Below are 15,787 nucleotides of genomic sequence, written 5' to 3' on the forward strand. Positions count from 1 at the left end.
GGGAGCCCATCCGTTTGTGCGTCCCTGACGATCGAAGCGTTGCACCAATCGAAGTATCCGCGCCAGTTGTGACACGCCGTAAGGTGAGCACGCCTCTCAGGCTCCCTCCCCCCTTGCGGGGGAGGGTGGGGAGAGGGGTGGCCGCAACGGTGGTGCGTATGAGGAAGCGAATGCGCCCCGAACCGCGTCAGTCCGCCTTCGGCGGCGCCGACGCCGGTTGCGCGGCGGCTTGCGGGGCGCGGCCGACGATCACGGTGAGCAGGCCGTTGCCCCAGAGCTTCCTGGCGACCCGCTTGGCGTCGTCGAGCGTCACCGCATCGACGATGGCATTGCGCTTCTCGATGTAGTCGATCGGCAGCTTGTCGAGCTGGTATTGCAGCATCGCCTGCGCGAGCTTGGAGGAGGCGTCGAGCGCCAGCATCTGCGAGCCCTTCAGATAGGACTTCGCCTCGTCGAGCTCCTGCTGCGTCGGACCGTCCTCGGCGATGCGGCGGATTTCCGCATCGATCGCATCGACGGTCTGGCCGGCGCGGTCGGCGCGGGTGCCGGTGTTGCCGATGAACAGTGCGGAGTGGTCCATCCACAGCAGCGATTCGTAGATCGAATAGGCCAGCCCGCGCTTCTCGCGCACTTCCTTGTAGAGCCGCGACGACAGCCCGCCGCCGCCGAGAATGTGGTTCACCACATAGGCGGCCATGAAGTCCGGGTCATGCCGGTTGATGCCGGGGCCGCCGAAGGTGACGACGGTCTGCGGCACGTCGAGCGGGACAAAGGCGCGCTGCGGCGGCTTGGTCGCCACGACGTCGGTAATCGGCGTCAATTCGGCCTTCGCCGGCAGGCTGCCAAAGGTCTTGTCGAGCAGCTTGCCGAGCGTCTCCGGGTCGACGTCGCCGACCACGGCGATGCGCAGCGTGTCCCTGGCGACGATGCGGCGGGTATACTCCTTCAGATCTGAGATCTCGATCGTCGGCACGCTCTCCATCGTACCGGTGGCCGTCCTGGCATAGGGATGATCGCCGAATGCGAGCTCGAGGAACTTGCGGCCGGCCAGCGACGACGGATTGGTCGATTCGAGGCGCAGGTTCGAGATCACCTGGGCGCGGATGCGCTCGACGTCCTTGGCCTCGAAGTGCGGCGAGGTCAGCGCCATCCGCAGCAGGTCGTAGGCTTCGTCCTTGTTGTCCTTGAGCATGCGCAGCGAGCCACGGAACTGATCGCGGTTCGCTGCGAAGCTCAGCTCGATGGCGCGGCGCTCGAGCCGCTCATGATAGGTCTTGGAATCGAGATCGCCGGAGCCCTCGTCGAGCAGGTCGGCGACCAGATTGCCGACGCCGGGCTTGCCGGGCGGATCCTGGCTGGCGCCGCCGCTGAAGGAATATTCCATCGCGATCAGCGGCACGGTCGCATCCTGCACGAACCACGCCTCGATGCCGCCGGGCGACACCAGCCGCTGGATCTTGGCCGCGGCCTGCGAGGGGACCGACGACAATGTCAGCAGCGCGGCGCAGGCGCCGCCGATCAGCGCCGCGCGGCGGGTGAGGGAATAGGTCACGAGCGCTTCTCCTCGCGTTTCGGCGCAGTATCCTTGATCAGATAGCCGGTGACCGATCGCTTCTTGTCGAGCCAGGTGGCGGCAGTAGTGCGCACCTGCTCGGCGGTGACGGCGCGAATCCGATCCGGCCAGCTTCTGATGTCGTCGATGCTGAGCCCGGTGGTCAGCGCGCCGCCATACCAGCGCGCCAGCGTCGCCTGATTGTCCTGGGCGTAGATCGCTTCCGCGATGAGCTGGGTCTTGACCCGCTCGAGATCCTCGGCGCGCGCGGGGTTCTGCGCGAGGTCGGCGATCACCTTGTCGATCGCGTCCTCGATCTGCGCGAACTCGACGCCCGGCTTCGGCGTCACCGAGATCGAGAATTGCGACGGATCGAGCGCGGTGCCCTGGTAGCCGGCGCCGGCTGAGATTGCGAGGCCCTTGTCGATCACCAGCGCGCGGTAGAGATAGGAATTGGCGCCGCCGCCCATCAATTGCGCGAGCACATCGAGCGCCTGGCTCTCGCCTGCCGCCCCGGTTGTCGCCGATGGCACCAGGTAAGAGCGCCGCAAGCTCGGCTGCTCGACACGCGGATCCGACAGCGTCACGGTGCGTGGTGCGGCCGGCGTCGGCTCCTGCGGCCGGGCGCGCTTCTCGGAGATCGCACGTTGCGCCGGGATCGGGCCGAAATTCTTCTCGACCAGCGGGCGGATATCCTTGGCGTCGACGTCGCCGGCGATGACCAGGATCGCGTTGTTCGGCGCATAGAAGCGCCGGTAGAAGGCGAGCGCATCCTCGCGGTCGAGCTTCTCGATCTCCTGGTGCCAGCCGATCACCGGCCGGCCATAGGGATGGTTGAGATAGAGCGCGGCCATGATCTGCTCGGTGAGCCGGGCATCCGGGTTGTTGGCAACCCGCATGTTGAACTCCTCGAGCACGACGTCGCGCTCCGGCAGCACGTTCTCGTCCTTGAGGATCAGGCCGGTCATGCGATCGGCCTCGAACTCCATCATGGTGGGCAGCTGCTCGCGCGGCACGCGCTGGAAGTAGCCGGTGTAGTCGCTGGAGGTGAAGGCGTTCTCGTTGCCGCCGACGCGCAGCACGGTCTGCGAGAACTCGCCGGCCGGGTGCTTGGCGGTCCCCTTGAACATCAGATGCTCGAGGAAATGCGCAAGGCCCGATTTGCCGGGCGTCTCGTCGGCTGAGCCCACCTTGTACCAGATCATCTGCGTGACGACTGGCGTGCGGTGATCGGGGATCACCACGACCTGCAGGCCGTTGTCGAGCGTGAAGCTGGCGGGGCGTTCCGAGGTGACGGTGGTCTGGGCGCGGAGGCTGGCGCCCGTCAGCGGGATTGTTGAAACAAATGCGGCAGCGAACAGGGCAATCGAGCGAGAGCGCATCACGGTCCTTATGAAAGCCCGGACATACGGCCGGGGCGTGAAAGCAGGCCATCGTACACGGTCCGCGCCCGTGCCCGTCGTCACGAACCGGAGAGACGCAGGTCTCCCCGCATTAAGCTTTGCTCATGTCAGCCTTCGCCCGCGGAGGCCAAAAGATCGCGCCAAGAGATCGCACCAGGAGATATCGCCAAGCGATCACGCCAAGAGGTCACGGCAACAGGTCACGCCAAGCGATCACTGCACCGGTTTTCCGGTCATGACGTCATACTGGCCCTCTTTTCCCACCGGCTGCATCGGTCCTGTGCCATAGGCAAAGCCCGTGGACGGCGTCTGGTAGCCCGGCGGCGGCTCGGTCAGGGACTCGCGCGTCGGCTCGCCCTTGAACGGCTTGGACTCGCTGCTGTTCCCCTTGAACATGCCGAGCAGACCGCCGGTGTAACCGAGTTGATTCGGCATCAGCGACGGATTAGTGGTGGCGCCGGGCTCCAGCGGCTCCTTCCGGCCGTCGGTGGCGGTCTGCTGCTTGCGGCCCGCCTCGATCTCGGCCGGTGTCAACGCCACTGCCGACTGCCACGGCTCCTTCTTCACTTCCTTCTTGCGCGCCGCGACCGCGGCCTTGCGCGCGGCGATATCAGGGTCTTTCGGCCAGTTCGGTGCGTTGACCTGGGCGGCCGAGGAGGGCGGGGGCAGGTCGAGCTTGGGCGGCACCACCAGCGGCGAGCGCTCGCGGTAGTCGATGCCCTTGCTGGCCGCGCTCTTGGCGCCGAGACCGGTCATCAGATTGTCGACGATCCGTTCTTCGAAGGTCAGCCCGTCATCGCCGTCATCGTCATCGTCGCCGGCACGCACCGGGCCGGCCGTCATGACCAGGCCGATTCCGGCCGCGACGAATGCCAGATGCAGGCCGCGCATCAGCTGCAGCCGGGACGTCTCGATCAGGTAACCGCGGGCTTTGGTGTTGCGCATCGCGCTATTCCCATCTCAAAATTCGCCAAGGCGATCACTGGCTTAGCGCGCAGTTCCGCTGGGTGCAGGTCAACCGCGCCGACCGGCTCGTATCGGCCGGGATCAGGGCGCTTTTACGGCGGGGGTCCCCATGACGGAATCATACAATAGGGCCGCCACGCCAGCAACGATCGCCACGTCGGCGAGGTTGAAGATGTACCAATTGAAGGTTTTTCCACCGATCTCGACATGAAACAGGGCAAAATCGACCACCGCGCCATAGGCGAAGCGGTCGATGCCGTTGCCGACGGCACCGCCGATGATCAGGCCGAGCGAAACTGTCGCAAGCCAGGTCCGGGAGCGCGCCATCCAGATCGCCAGCGCGATCACGGCGGCAGCCTTGACCACCATCAGCAGGATCTGGGCCGCCGGGGTCTCGCTCTGGAACCAGCCGAAGCTGATGCCCGGATTCCAGGCCAGCACCAGGTCGAAGAACGGCGTCACCTGCACCGGGGCGTGATGCACGATGTCGAGGACATGGAGCAGCCAGAGCTTGGAGGCCTGGTCGGCAATCAGGGTAATGACCGCCGCCAGCACACCGGCGCGAACCGGAGGGGTCATTGCCAGCCCACCAAAGGTGTCGTCCCTGCGAAAGCAGGGACCCATACCCTGTGTCGGGTGTTGCTTGAATGACTCGGAGTCATCAACCTCAGTCCATTCCAGGCAGCGGTGGTTATGGGTCCCTGCTTTCGCAGGGACGACGGCGGACGTTAGGCGCTGACCCCCAGCGCCTTCCATTCGCGCAGCGCCTGCGCGTCGCGCGGCGAGACGTCGGGATACTCGGGATCCGCGCCGATATCGGGGAGGATCTTCCACGACCGGGCGCACTTCGTGCCGACCGCCTTCTCGACCACCACGGCAACGCCGGGTACCGCGTCGAGGCGGAAGGCATTAGCCGGCGCCTCGCCCTCGCGCACCTCGTAGTTCGAGGTGATGCAGACCTCGGCGAGATCGATGTCGAACAGCGTTGCCAGCATCGCGCGGTCGGCGACGTAGATCACCGGCGAGGCCTCGAGCGACGAGCCGATCCGCTTGGCGGCGCGTTCGAGCTCGAGCGCACCGGTGACGACGCGGCGGACGTTACGGATCGTCTCCCACTTCGCGGCGAGGGCGTCGTCGCGGAACTGCTCGAGACCTTCGGGGAACAGCGTGAGATGCACCGAAGGCTCGGCGTTCGGCCGGTACATCCGCCAGGCCTCGTCGGTGGTGAAGCTGAGGATCGGAGCCAGCCATTTCAGGATCGCGTCGCAGAGCAAGTCGATCGTGGTCAGCGCCGCCTTGCGCGCCACCGAGGACGGCGGATCGCAATACAGCGTGTCCTTGCGGATGTCGAAGTAGAACGCCGACAGCTCGGAGTTCATGAAGGCTGCGAGCGTGGCGACCACGGTCTTGTAGTCGAACGCGGCATAGGCCTTGCGGATGGTCTCGGTGTGGCCGGCCAGTTCGTGCAGCATCAGCCGCTCGAGCTCGGGCATCTCGGCAAAGGCGACCTTCTCGCTCGGCTTGAAGTGGTGCAGCGTGCCGAGCATCCAGCGGATCGAGTTCCGCAGCTTGCGATAGGTCTCGATGGTGTTCTTCAGGATCTCCGGGCCGATGCGCTGGTCGTCGGCATAGTCGGTGGCGCAGACCCACAGGCGCAGGATATCTGCACCGGAATCCTTGATCACCTTCTGCGGATCGACCGTGTTGCCGAGCGACTTCGACATCTTGCGGCCGTTCTCATCGAGCGTGAAGCCGTGGGTCAGCACGATGTCGTACGGCGCGCGCCCGCGGGTGCCGGCGCTTTCCAGCAGCGACGAGTGGAACCAGCCGCGATGCTGGTCACTGCCTTCGAGATACATCACGGTGTCATTGCCGCCATCGACCTTGCGGACGATGTTGCCGAGCTGCGGGAAGTTCTGGCGGTCTTCCAGCACGAAGGCGTGCGTGGAGCCGGAATCGAACCAGACGTCGCAGATGTCGTCGACCTTCTTCCAGTTCTCGGACGCCCGCTCCCCAAGGAAGCGCTCGCGGGCGCCGTCCATGTACCAGGCGTCGGCGCCTTCCTCCATGAACGCCTCGGTGATGCGCTGGTTGACGACCTCGTCCTGCAGGATCTCGGCCGAGCCGTCGGCGTTCTCGCGCACGAACACGGCGATCGGCACGCCCCAGGCGCGCTGGCGCGAGATCACCCAGTCCGGGCGGTTGGCGATCATGCCGTTGATGCGGTTCTCGCCGGCCGGCGGCACCCATTGCGTGACCGAGATCGCGTGCAGCGCGCGGGCGCGCAGCGTGTCGCCCTTCTTCGCATGGCCGTGCTCCACGATGGGCTTGTCCATCGCGATGAACCATTGCGGCGTGTTGCGGAAGATCACCGGCTTCTTGGAACGCCAGGAATGCGGATATTGATGCTTGAGGCGGCCGCGCGCCAGCAGTCTGCCGGCCTCGATCAGCGCCTTGATCACGGCCTCGTTGGCGTCGCCCTTCTCGCCCTTGTCGTTGAGCACACGCTTGCCGGTGAAGCCCGGCGCCTGCGCGGTGTAGGCGCCGTTCTCGTCGACGGTGTAGGGGATCGCAGTCGGGATGCCGCGCGCATCGAGCTCGCGGGTGTTGGCCGTCCAGACATCGAAGTCCTCGCGGCCGTGGCTCGGCGCGGTGTGCACGAAGCCGGTACCGGTGTCGTCGGTGACATGCTCGCCGTCGAGCAGCGGCACGGTGAATTCGTAGCCGCCGCCAAAGCCCTTCAACGGATGAGCGCATTCCACGGCATCCAGCGTGTCGCCGGGAATATCGCGGACCTTCTCATAGGACGTCACGCGCGCCTGCTTGAACACCTCGGCGGCGAGCGCATCGGCCAGGATCAGGAGATCACCGGTCTTCGCCCAATTGTCCGCGGGCGCATCCGTCACCCTGTAGAGGCCATAGGCGATCTTCGGCGAGAACGAGATTGCGCGGTTGCCTGGCAGCGTCCATGGCGTGGTGGTCCAGATCACCACCGAGGCATTGGCCAGCGCACCATGCGCCGGTGAGGTGACCGGGAATTTCACCCACACCATGTCGGAGGTGTAGTCCTCGTATTCGACCTCGGCTTCGGCGAGCGCAGTCTTCTCGACCACGCTCCACATCACGGGCTTGGAGCCGCGATAGAGCGTGCCGTTGGCGGCGAACTTCATCAGCTCGCGGGCGATCTGCGCCTCGGCCGGATAGCTCATGGTCTGATAGGGATGGTCCCAGTCGCCGATGATGCCGAGCCGCTTGAACTCCTCGCGCTGCACGTTGATCCAGTGCGTCGCATAGGCGCGGCATTCCCGGCGGAACGCGACCATCGCGGCGGAATCGCGGAAGTCGGGCTTCTGCTTGCCCTTGGAGCGGTAGTTCTCCTCCTCGATCTTCCATTCGATCGGCAGGCCGTGGCAGTCCCAGCCCGGCACGTAGTTGGAGTCGAAGCCGAGCATCTGCTGGCTCTTGGTCACGACGTCCTTGAGGATCTTGTTCAGCGCGTGTCCGATGTGGATGTTGCCGTTGGCGTAGGGCGGGCCGTCATGCAGCACGAATTTGGCGCGGCCCTCGGCTTCCCGGCGGAGCTTGTCGTAGAGGCCGATGTCGCTCCAGTATTTCAGGAGTTCCGGCTCGCGCTGGGGCAGGCCGGCGCGCATCGGGAATTCCGTCTGCGGCAGATAAAGGGTCTTGGAATAGTCGTTGGCGTCGGTCTTTTGCGGCTTGTCGGACATGAAAGCTCTGATTTGGCAGGTGCGGGCGCGGATACGCGGTCAATCGCGGGTGAAAACGGCGAAAATCCCGGTCTTGCGCCGAGCCTTCAGGCTCAGGCGGAAGCCGGGCCGCTAATCGGTATGATGCGCCGCGAAAACATCGGGTTTCCATAGCAGCCAAGCGGGGAAATCGCAAAGCCCCCATGCCGGCGGACTGTTCCGAGGGAGCCGCCGCCCACTGGGCGCACAAGACATTCAACGTCGTCCTGGCGAAAGCCAGGACTCATTACCCCAAGGGCATGTTGTTGCGGTGCTGGGGCCACCATCCCGCTCCCGGCCAAATTCAGTGGAAATGGGTCCTGGCTTTCGCCAGGACGACGGGGGTGGGGAGATTGCTTGTTCTATCTCTCACCGTCACTAACTGGCGCGCGGCCGGGCCGGATTTCCGGCTACGATCGTCCCTGAGGCGACGTCCCGCGTCACCACGCTGCCGGCCCCGACCAGGGCGCCGTCGCCGATGGTGACGCCGGGGAGGATGATGGCGCCCCCGCCGATCCAGACGTCGCTGCCGATCCGGATCGGGCGCCCGAATTCCAGCCCGGCGCGCCGGGTTTCGGCATCGCGCGGGTGGTCGGCGGTATAGATCTGCACCGCGGGCCCGATCTGGGTGCGATCGCCGATCACGACCGTGACGACGTCGAGGATCACGCAGTTGAAGTTGAGGAACACGCCGTCGCCGAGGCTGATATTGCTGCCGTAGTCGCAGAAGAACGGCGGGCGGATCACGGCGGCCTTGCCGACCTTCCGGAAGCGTTCGGAGAGCAACGCGTGCAACTCGCCCGCGGAGGATGCGCCTGCCGCATTGTAGCGCGCCATCCAGTGTTCCGCCGCGGTATGGTCGGCGGCAAGCTCCGCATCCGGGCGATACAGCTCGCCCGCCAGCATTTTCTCTTTCTCTGTCTTCAACCAATCACTCCGAGCTGCGGGAACGCGTCGGGCGCGGCGGCGAGGTGCGCGCGCGCCTTGGCGCTGTCGTCATCCATCTGGCGTATCAACGCCTCGATGGTGTCGAATTTCAGCTCTTCGCGAATGAAACCGATGAATGCGACATCAAGGACCGTGTCGTACAGATCGCCCTTGAAGTCGAACAGGAACACCTCGAGCAGCGGCGCGCCGTTGTCGAAGGTCGGGCGGCGGCCGAAGCTGGCGACGCCATCGAACCGCACCTTGTCGTTGCCCTGCGCCTTGCCGACCCGCACCGCATAGATGCCGTGCTTGAGGCCGCAATGCTTGTCGAGGCGGATGTTGGCGGTGGGGTAGCCGAGGTCGCGGCCGCGCTTCTCGCCATGGATCACCTTGCCGGTGACGAACCACGGTCCGCCCAGCATCATGGTGGCTTCGTCGACCTGGCCTTCGGCGAGCGCCATGCGGATGGCGCTGGAGGAAACCGGGCGCTCCTCGATGTCGACATGCGCCTGCACATCGACCTCGATGCCGAGCCGCGGTGCTTCGCTGACCAGCAGGCTCGGCGAGCCGACCCGGCCCTTGCCGAAATGGAAGTCGTAGCCGACCGCGATGCCGCTGATGCCGAGCCTCTCGATCAGGTCATGGTGGATGAAATCCTGTGCCGTGGTCCCGGCGCGCGCCTTGTCGAAGGTCATGACGACGGCACCCGCGAGCCCGGTGGCTGCGAGAAGCCGCAGCTTGTTGGTCTCGTCCGTGAGACGGAATTGCGGGGTGTTCGGGCTGAAGAAGCTGCGCGGATGCGGCTCGAAGGTCACGGCGAGCGCGGGCACGCCGTGCGTCTTGCCCATCGCGAGCGCCGCGCCGATCACGGCGCGGTGACCGAGATGGACGCCGTCGAAATTTCCCATCGCGACCACGGCGCCCTTCGGAATGGCGCTTTCGGGGGTGTTGTCGCGGATAACGGTAAAGCCGGTGCTCATGTCAGGGATTCTTCAAGGATTCTTAAGCATGATTGTTGCGCGCCGGACCGTGACGCGGCGGCGGCGTGGAAGTCAAGCGTAGCGAAAATCGCGTCAAATCCGTAACAATCCGGATTCAGCCGGTTAACGCGCTGTTTAACGCCTGCTGTTAGTCGTTGGCGGAAAGCTGCGTTTGTGCAGAAGCCAAGTTGCGTCAGTGGTTTTGGGGGGAAAGATGGCGGTTGATTTGTCCATGCCGGTTCTGGTGGTTGATGATTACAGCACCATGATCCGCATCATCCGGAATCTTCTCAAGCAGCTTGGATTCGAGAACATCGACGATGCCTCCGACGGCTCCGCGGCGCTCAACAAGATGCGCGGCAAGAAATACGGCCTGGTGATTTCCGACTGGAACATGGAGCCGATGACCGGCTACGACCTGCTCAAGGAAGTCCGCGCCGATCCCAATCTCGCGACCACGCCCTTCATCATGATCACGGCGGAATCGAAGACCGAGAACGTGATCGCGGCCAAGAAGGCCGGCGTGAACAACTACATCGTCAAGCCGTTCAACGCCGCCACGCTGAAGACCAAGATCGAGGCGGTCTTCCCGGACATGGCGACGGCGTAAGACGCTCGTCCATCGCATCGACTGAATTCACGTCATGCCCGGGCTTGTCCCGGGCATTTGCGTCTTTGGGGTTGAAAGTAAGGCGAGCGGACGCACGCGTGATTTCGGAATATTAGAAATATAGCTCTGAGTTGCCCGACGTGTCAAGGCGACGGGTCGAACACCCGGCGCCGTGGGCTACTTTGCATGGGGTTGTTTTCGATATTTTGGGCAGCGCGCCCCTTCACCTCGCCCCGCTTGCGGGGAGAGGCATAGGCCGCTGCGGCGGCCGTCACTAAAGCACGCCGAAGCAGAGCTTCGGCTATGTCGCATGCAGCGGAGCGAAATGCGATCCGGGTGAGGGGGTACCGATCTAACCGCGTTCGTTACTCGCGGAAGCAGCCCCTCACCCCGTTAAGGACGGGGAGAGGGGGCGCAGAGAGCTCGCCGCTACCACTTCAGCTCGCGCATCAGCGCGCGCGGCGGATGGCCGAACAATTCTTTCACCGATGCCGGATCGAGCTGCTCGATGCCCTCGAACTCTTCCGAATGGATGCCGCGGGTGACGAACAACAGGTCGATGCCGAAGTTATGGGCGCCGGTCAGGTCGGTGCGCACGGAATCGCCGATCGCGAGCACGCGGCTGAGCTCGGTCGGACGCCCGCGGCGCTCAGTGGCCAGCGCCATGGCGCGCTCATAGATCGGCCGGTGCGGCTTGCCGTAGAAGATCACCTCGCCGCCGAGCTCGCGATACAGCTCGGCGACCGCGCCGGCGCAGTAGATCAGCCGGTCGCCGCGCTCGACCACGATATCGGGGTTGGCGCAGACCAGCGTGAGCTTGCGCGCGAGCGCCTTGAGCAGCGTGTCGCGATAATCCTCGGCGGATTCGGTCTCGTCGTCGAACAGGCCGGTGCAGATGATGTAGTCGGCCTGCTCCAGCGGCACCATGGTGGCGTCGAGGCCGCGGTGGATCGAGCTGTCGCGCTCCGGCCCGATCCAGAAGATCTTCTGGCCGGGATGGTCGGCCACGAAGTGCCGCGTCAGGTCGCCCGAGGAGACGATCGCGTCATAGGTCTCGTCGGCGACGCCGAGCTTGCGCAGCTGGCGCTGCACGGAATCGGCCGGACGCGGCGCGTTGGTGATCAGGATGACGGTGCCGCCGCGCTGGCGGAATGTGTGCAGTGCCTCGCAGGCCTCGGGAAAGGATTCGAGCCCGTTGTGCACGACGCCCCAGATGTCCGAGAGCACGACGTCGACATCGCCGGTGAGGTCGCGCAGCCGCTCCACGAAACGCAGCGAAGTCATGATGCGATCCGTTGGTCAGGTCGGACCGAGCGCGCGGCGCGCCAGCGCGGCGCTGCCGGTTGTGCGCTGCGGAGCTGCGGGACTGGAGACAGATGCTGAAGTGCCGGCGCCATTAAGGTCCTGGGGGTTGGCCTGCGGAGCCTCGGCGGTAGCAGATGCCCCTTCCGGCCGCAACGGCCGCGGCGGCGCGAACAGGAAACCCTGGCCGAACCGGACATCGTAGTCGAGCAGATCGACCACCGAGCGCTCGCCCTCGATCCGTTCGGCGATCAGGTCGATGCCGAAGCGGCCGAGCAGGTCGGAGAGATCGGAAGGATGGATATCGGTCGCCGCGCTCTGCCTGGCGTCGAGCAGCAAGGCGGCGGGCACCTTGATGAAGCGGACGCCGCGATCGGCGAGCTCGCGCGGTTCGAGGCGAAGGTCGCTGACATGGTCGATCGAGAACCGGTAGCCGCGTTGCGACAGCGCCGCGAGGTTCTCGCTTTCGACCGGGCCGAGATTGCGGAAGGTCGCCTGCTTGAACTCGAGCACGAAGGACGGCGCCAGCGCACGGTTGGCTTCGAGGAAGTCGAGACACTGGGTGAAGTGCGCCGGATTGGCCAGCGTCGCCGCCGAGACGTTGCAGAACACGCCGACATCCTTGCTGCGGATCATCAGGCGGCGCAGCACCTGGACGCAGCGGAGCATCACCATGTGATCGATGCGGCCGATCAGGCCGTTGGCCTCGGCCGCCCCGATGAAATCGTCGGCGGCGAGGACCTGGTCGCGCTCGTCGCGCAGCCGTGTCACCGCCTCGTAATAGCGCACCTTGCGCTGCGGCAGCGTCACCATCGGCTGCAGGTAGATGTCGAGGCGGTTCTCGTCGATGGCGTGCTTGATCGCGCCAATCAGCTGGGCCTGGCTGCGTGAGACCGGCGGCGGAGGCGCAGCCGGCGGCGGGGATGCAAACGCGACGGTCGGCGCGGGGGCGACCGGTTGCAGCAGATCGTCTCGCGGCGAGGCGGCCGGCTGTGCCACGGGAGTTGGTGCCAGCAGGTCCTCGTGATGGGCGACGGACGCCGCAAGCTGCCGCACCAGTCCGCCGAGCTCGCTGATCTCGCCGGCCAGGCCCTGCATCCGGTCGGCGCCGGTGGAGTTGGCCGAGGCGACCCGGCCTTCGACCGCGGCCAGCCGGCGGCCGAATTCGGCGATCTGGCGGGCGAGGTCGGCGGTGCCGCGCGACAGATCCGCGATCTGGCCGCCGACATCGCTGCGGTCGCGCAACCGCATCGAGACGGCGTTGTAGAGGATCAGGCAGGTGAGGGCGGTGAGCGCCACGATCGCCGATTCCGATCCGCTGATGCCGGCCACCGAATACAGCACGAAGCCGAGCGAGGCTGCGACCAGCACCATGCATATGGCGATGAAGATCGTCGAAATGCGAATCATTGCCGCGCGCCCGCGCCCTCTCTTCGAACGTCCCCGAAGCGGGACTCTAGCACCATTGTTGATTCGACGGGTCAGCGATCTTGAGAACCGGCTGGAACTGCACACGATTTTCGCTTCGCCCAAATCGTGCTTCGGAGTCGGGGCCCGGTTATCGGCCGGAGCCCGCCGCGGCACGCCGGTCAGAGGTCCGCGGCAGCGATCCAGAACACCTCGCCCTCGGAGTCCTCGGTGTCGAGCCAGAGCAGCGGCAGGTTGGGGTAGGCGGCCTCCAGATTCTCGCGGCCACGGCCGATCTCGCAGAGCAGCCCACCCTGCGGGGTCAGATGTCGCTTGGCCTGATCGAGCAGCCGGCGGACGATGTCGAGCCCGTCGGCGCCGCCGTCGAACGCGATCTTCGGCTCGGCCCGGCACTCGCGTGGCAGCGCCGCCATGCCTTCGGCGTCGACATAAGGCGGGTTGGAGATGATGAAATCGTAGCGCTTGTCGCCGAGCTGCTTGAACAGGTCGCCGCGATGGAGCGTGACGCGATCGTCGAGACCGTGGTCGGCAACGTTGCGCGCGGCGACCTCGAGCGCATCCTTTGAGATGTCGACCGCATCGACCGCGGCATTGGCGAAATGCCGGGCGGCCAGGATCGCCAGGCAGCCGGAGCCGGTGCAGAGATCGAGCACGGCTTCGACCTCCTCGGGGTCGCCGATCAGCGAGGTACCGTCCTCGTCGCCGCCGAAATGCGAATCCAGCAATTCACCGATGAAGGAGCGCGGCACGATGGTGCGCTCGTCGACGTAGAACGGCAGGCCGCGCATATAGACCTTGTTGACGAGATAGGCGGCCGGCTTTCGGGTCGCGATCCGCCGCTCGATCAGGTCGAGGATCTGCTTGCCTTCGGCGATGGTAACGCGCGCGGTCGCAAAATTCTCGAACTGGTCGGGATGCAAATGCAGTGTCTCGCAGATCAGGAACGCGGCTTCGGCCACCGGATCGGTGGTGCCGTGCGCGAACACGAGCTTGGCGGCGTTGAAGCGGCTCACCGCGTAGCGCAGGTGATCGAACAGGGTGTGAAGCTCGCCGGCGCCGACCTTGGGCGCTTTCTTGGCCGCTTCCTTGGGCGCTCTCGGAGCGGCGGGACTGCGCCTGGCCGGCACTTTGCTGCGCTTGGCCATCAGGATTTGGTCCAGCGCGCGGCGGCCGCGTCGTCATGGTCGCGCGCCTCGATCCAGCTGGTGCCGCGCGCGCTTTCCTCGCGCTTCCAGAACGGGGCGTTGGTCTTCAGATAATCCATCAGGAACTCGGCTGCCTCGAACGCGGCCTGCCGGTGCGCCGAGGCGGTCACGACCAGCACGATGTTCTCGCCCGGCGCGATGCGGCCGAAGCGATGGATGATGGTGAGGCCCTGCAACGGCCAGCGCGCCAGCGCCTCGTCGGCATGGCGCGAAATTTCGGCTTCCGCCATGCCCGGGTAATGTTCGAGCGTCAGTGCCGCGATCGGCTCGCCCTGTTCGCTGCCGCGGCAGATGCCGCTGAAGCTGACCACCGCGCCGACATCGGTGCGGCCCTTGCTCAAGGCGGCAATCTCCTGCGCGACGTCGAAGTCGGGTTCCTGGATGCGAATGGTCGCTGCAACGGTCATCGGAAGATTTAGCCGCCGGTCATCGGCGGGAAGAACGCGATCTCGCGGGCGCCGACGATTGCCGCATCCTGCTTAACATGAGCGTGGTCGATCGCGGCGCGGATCACCGTGGGCTTCTCGAAGGCATAGGCATAGGCGTCGTCGCGCGCGGCAAGCCAGCCGATCAATTCGCCGACGGTGCGCACCTCGGCCGGCGGCTCGACGATCTCCTCAGTCTTGCCGATGCGTTCCCGCACCCAGGCGAAATATTTCAGCTTCATCCCTCATCCTCCTTGATGAGGTGATGGATGCCGGCGCGGAAGTAATCCCAGCCGGTGTAGATCGTGAAGATCGCCGACATCCACAGCAGCACGATGCCGATCAGCGTGGTGGCCGGAAAGACCTGCTCGCCCGCTTCGCCGGCGATCAGGAAGCCGATCGCCACCAGCTGGATCGTGGTCTTCCATTTCGCGAGCTTGGTGACGGGAACGCTGACCCGGAGCCCTGCGAGATATTCGCGCAGACCCGAGACCAGGATCTCGCGGCACAGGATCACGATCGCCGCCCACAGCGTCCAGCCGTGGATCGAATTGTCGGCGGCCAGCATCAAGAGGCTGGAGGCGACCAGGAGCTTGTCGGCGATCGGATCGAGCATCCGGCCGAACGCCGATTGCTGGTCCCACATCCGGGCGTAGTAGCCGTCGAGATAGTCGGTGATCCCCGCCGCAATGAACACGGCCAGCGCCACCCAGCGCAGCCACAACGGGCCGTCCAGGACCGACTGCCAGTAGACGCAGCCGATCACCACCGGGATCGCGGCGATCCGGGCGTAGGTCAGGATATTCGGAAGGGACATGGTCTTGGTCTGTCCCCGGGTCGTGGCGATGTTCATCCGTTCTACCAATACCGCTGAAGCGAGAAGGTCAACCGTGCGGACGCCAAAGTGCGCCGAGATTACGCTGAATCGTCATGGCGGCTTAGCTCCTTGTTTAGTCGCGATTTTTTCGGACAGCCGCCGCACACTTTGCCGCATCATGCCCTAGATGCCCTGTCGCAGGCGACGCCCTGATGACTCGCCTTTGGTTTAACCCGGCTGGGCGTGGAAAAACTCGAAAATCTTGCGGGCACTCTCGGCGCTGACGCCGGGAACCTTGCCGAGGTCGGCGATCGAGGCCCGCTCGATCTCCTTGAGCGTTCCGAAGTGATGCAGCAAGGCACGTTTGCGCGACGGGCCGATCCCCGGGATCTCCTGGAGGCCGGCCACGCGGATGTCCTTCTTGCG

General features: G+C 65.4%; 15 protein-coding genes. 1 reads left to right on the top strand and 14 read right to left on the bottom strand.

The genetic code is table 11. From position 1 onward, the window contains the following. Window positions 1-187: 187 nt before the first annotated feature. The 7 genes from FNJ47_RS36355 to FNJ47_RS36385 all read right to left on the bottom strand — a co-directional run bounded on the left by FNJ47_RS36355 (window position 188) and on the right by FNJ47_RS36385 (window position 9,574). Window positions 188-1,552, bottom strand: a complete 1,365-nt coding sequence (locus FNJ47_RS36355; RefSeq protein ID WP_163160707.1) for an insulinase family protein — start codon at window positions 1,550-1,552, stop codon at window positions 188-190. Continuing rightward, window positions 1,549-2,934, bottom strand: coding sequence for a M16 family metallopeptidase (locus tag FNJ47_RS36360; RefSeq protein ID WP_165446025.1), 1,386 nt, complete (start codon window positions 2,932-2,934; stop codon window positions 1,549-1,551). Before FNJ47_RS36360 ends, FNJ47_RS36355 begins: the two co-directional genes overlap by 4 nt. A 234-nt stretch (window positions 2,935-3,168) precedes the next feature. After that, window positions 3,169-3,900 (bottom strand): hypothetical protein, encoded by a 732-nt coding sequence (locus FNJ47_RS36365; RefSeq protein WP_163160709.1) that lies wholly within the window; start codon window positions 3,898-3,900, stop codon window positions 3,169-3,171. A 102-nt stretch (window positions 3,901-4,002) separates the two neighbouring features. Continuing rightward, window positions 4,003-4,500, bottom strand: a complete 498-nt coding sequence (gene lspA / locus FNJ47_RS36370; protein WP_163160710.1) for a signal peptidase II — start codon at window positions 4,498-4,500, stop codon at window positions 4,003-4,005. Window positions 4,501-4,649: 149 nt separating this feature from the next. After that, complete coding sequence (ileS, locus tag FNJ47_RS36375; protein WP_163160711.1) at window positions 4,650-7,649, bottom strand: isoleucine--tRNA ligase; 3,000 nt, start codon at window positions 7,647-7,649, stop codon at window positions 4,650-4,652. A 396-nt stretch (window positions 7,650-8,045) separates the two neighbouring features. After that, window positions 8,046-8,573 (bottom strand): sugar O-acetyltransferase, encoded by a 528-nt coding sequence (locus tag FNJ47_RS36380; RefSeq protein WP_163160720.1) that lies wholly within the window; start codon window positions 8,571-8,573, stop codon window positions 8,046-8,048. Between the two features lie 17 nt (window positions 8,574-8,590). Beyond that, on the bottom strand, window positions 8,591-9,574 hold the full coding sequence (locus FNJ47_RS36385; RefSeq protein WP_163160712.1) for a bifunctional riboflavin kinase/FAD synthetase: 984 nt from the start codon (window positions 9,572-9,574) through the stop codon (window positions 8,591-8,593). 214 nt (window positions 9,575-9,788) lie between these two features. Between FNJ47_RS36385 and FNJ47_RS36390 the strand changes: the two genes are divergently transcribed. Then, window positions 9,789-10,184: a response regulator gene (locus FNJ47_RS36390; protein WP_016844467.1), complete on the top strand. Its 396-nt coding sequence runs from the start codon at window positions 9,789-9,791 to the stop codon at window positions 10,182-10,184. A 429-nt stretch (window positions 10,185-10,613) separates the two neighbouring features. Here FNJ47_RS36390 and FNJ47_RS36395 read toward each other — a convergent pair whose 3' ends face one another. The 7 genes from FNJ47_RS36395 to FNJ47_RS36425 form a co-directional block, all read right to left on the bottom strand. Next, a complete protein-coding gene (locus tag FNJ47_RS36395; RefSeq protein ID WP_163160713.1) occupies window positions 10,614-11,468 on the bottom strand; it encodes a TIGR01459 family HAD-type hydrolase in 855 nt (284 codons plus the stop codon). A gap of 15 nt (window positions 11,469-11,483) precedes the next feature. Continuing rightward, window positions 11,484-12,896 (bottom strand): EAL domain-containing protein, encoded by a 1,413-nt coding sequence (locus tag FNJ47_RS36400; protein WP_163160714.1) that lies wholly within the window; start codon window positions 12,894-12,896, stop codon window positions 11,484-11,486. Between the two features lie 179 nt (window positions 12,897-13,075). Then, window positions 13,076-14,059 (bottom strand): 50S ribosomal protein L3 N(5)-glutamine methyltransferase, encoded by a 984-nt coding sequence (gene prmB, locus FNJ47_RS36405; RefSeq protein WP_163160715.1) that lies wholly within the window; start codon window positions 14,057-14,059, stop codon window positions 13,076-13,078. Next, complete coding sequence (locus tag FNJ47_RS36410) at window positions 14,059-14,526, bottom strand: molybdenum cofactor biosynthesis protein MoaE (RefSeq protein ID WP_163160716.1); 468 nt, start codon at window positions 14,524-14,526, stop codon at window positions 14,059-14,061. The genes prmB and FNJ47_RS36410 overlap by 1 nt, the downstream gene beginning before the upstream one ends. Before the next feature lie 8 nt (window positions 14,527-14,534). Continuing rightward, window positions 14,535-14,786: a molybdopterin converting factor subunit 1 gene (gene moaD, locus FNJ47_RS36415; protein WP_163160717.1), complete on the bottom strand. Its 252-nt coding sequence runs from the start codon at window positions 14,784-14,786 to the stop codon at window positions 14,535-14,537. Continuing rightward, window positions 14,783-15,397, bottom strand: a complete 615-nt coding sequence (pgsA, locus tag FNJ47_RS36420) for a CDP-diacylglycerol--glycerol-3-phosphate 3-phosphatidyltransferase (RefSeq protein WP_163160718.1) — start codon at window positions 15,395-15,397, stop codon at window positions 14,783-14,785. The genes moaD and pgsA overlap by 4 nt, the downstream gene beginning before the upstream one ends. A 192-nt stretch (window positions 15,398-15,589) precedes the next feature. Continuing rightward, window positions 15,590-15,787 (bottom strand): helix-hairpin-helix domain-containing protein (locus FNJ47_RS36425; RefSeq protein ID WP_163160719.1); only part of this gene is annotated, 198 nt, incomplete at its 5' end.

Origin of the sequence: Bradyrhizobium uaiense (assembly GCF_010811875.1) — a bacterium.
Classification (GTDB): domain Bacteria; phylum Pseudomonadota; class Alphaproteobacteria; order Rhizobiales; family Xanthobacteraceae; genus Bradyrhizobium; species Bradyrhizobium uaiense.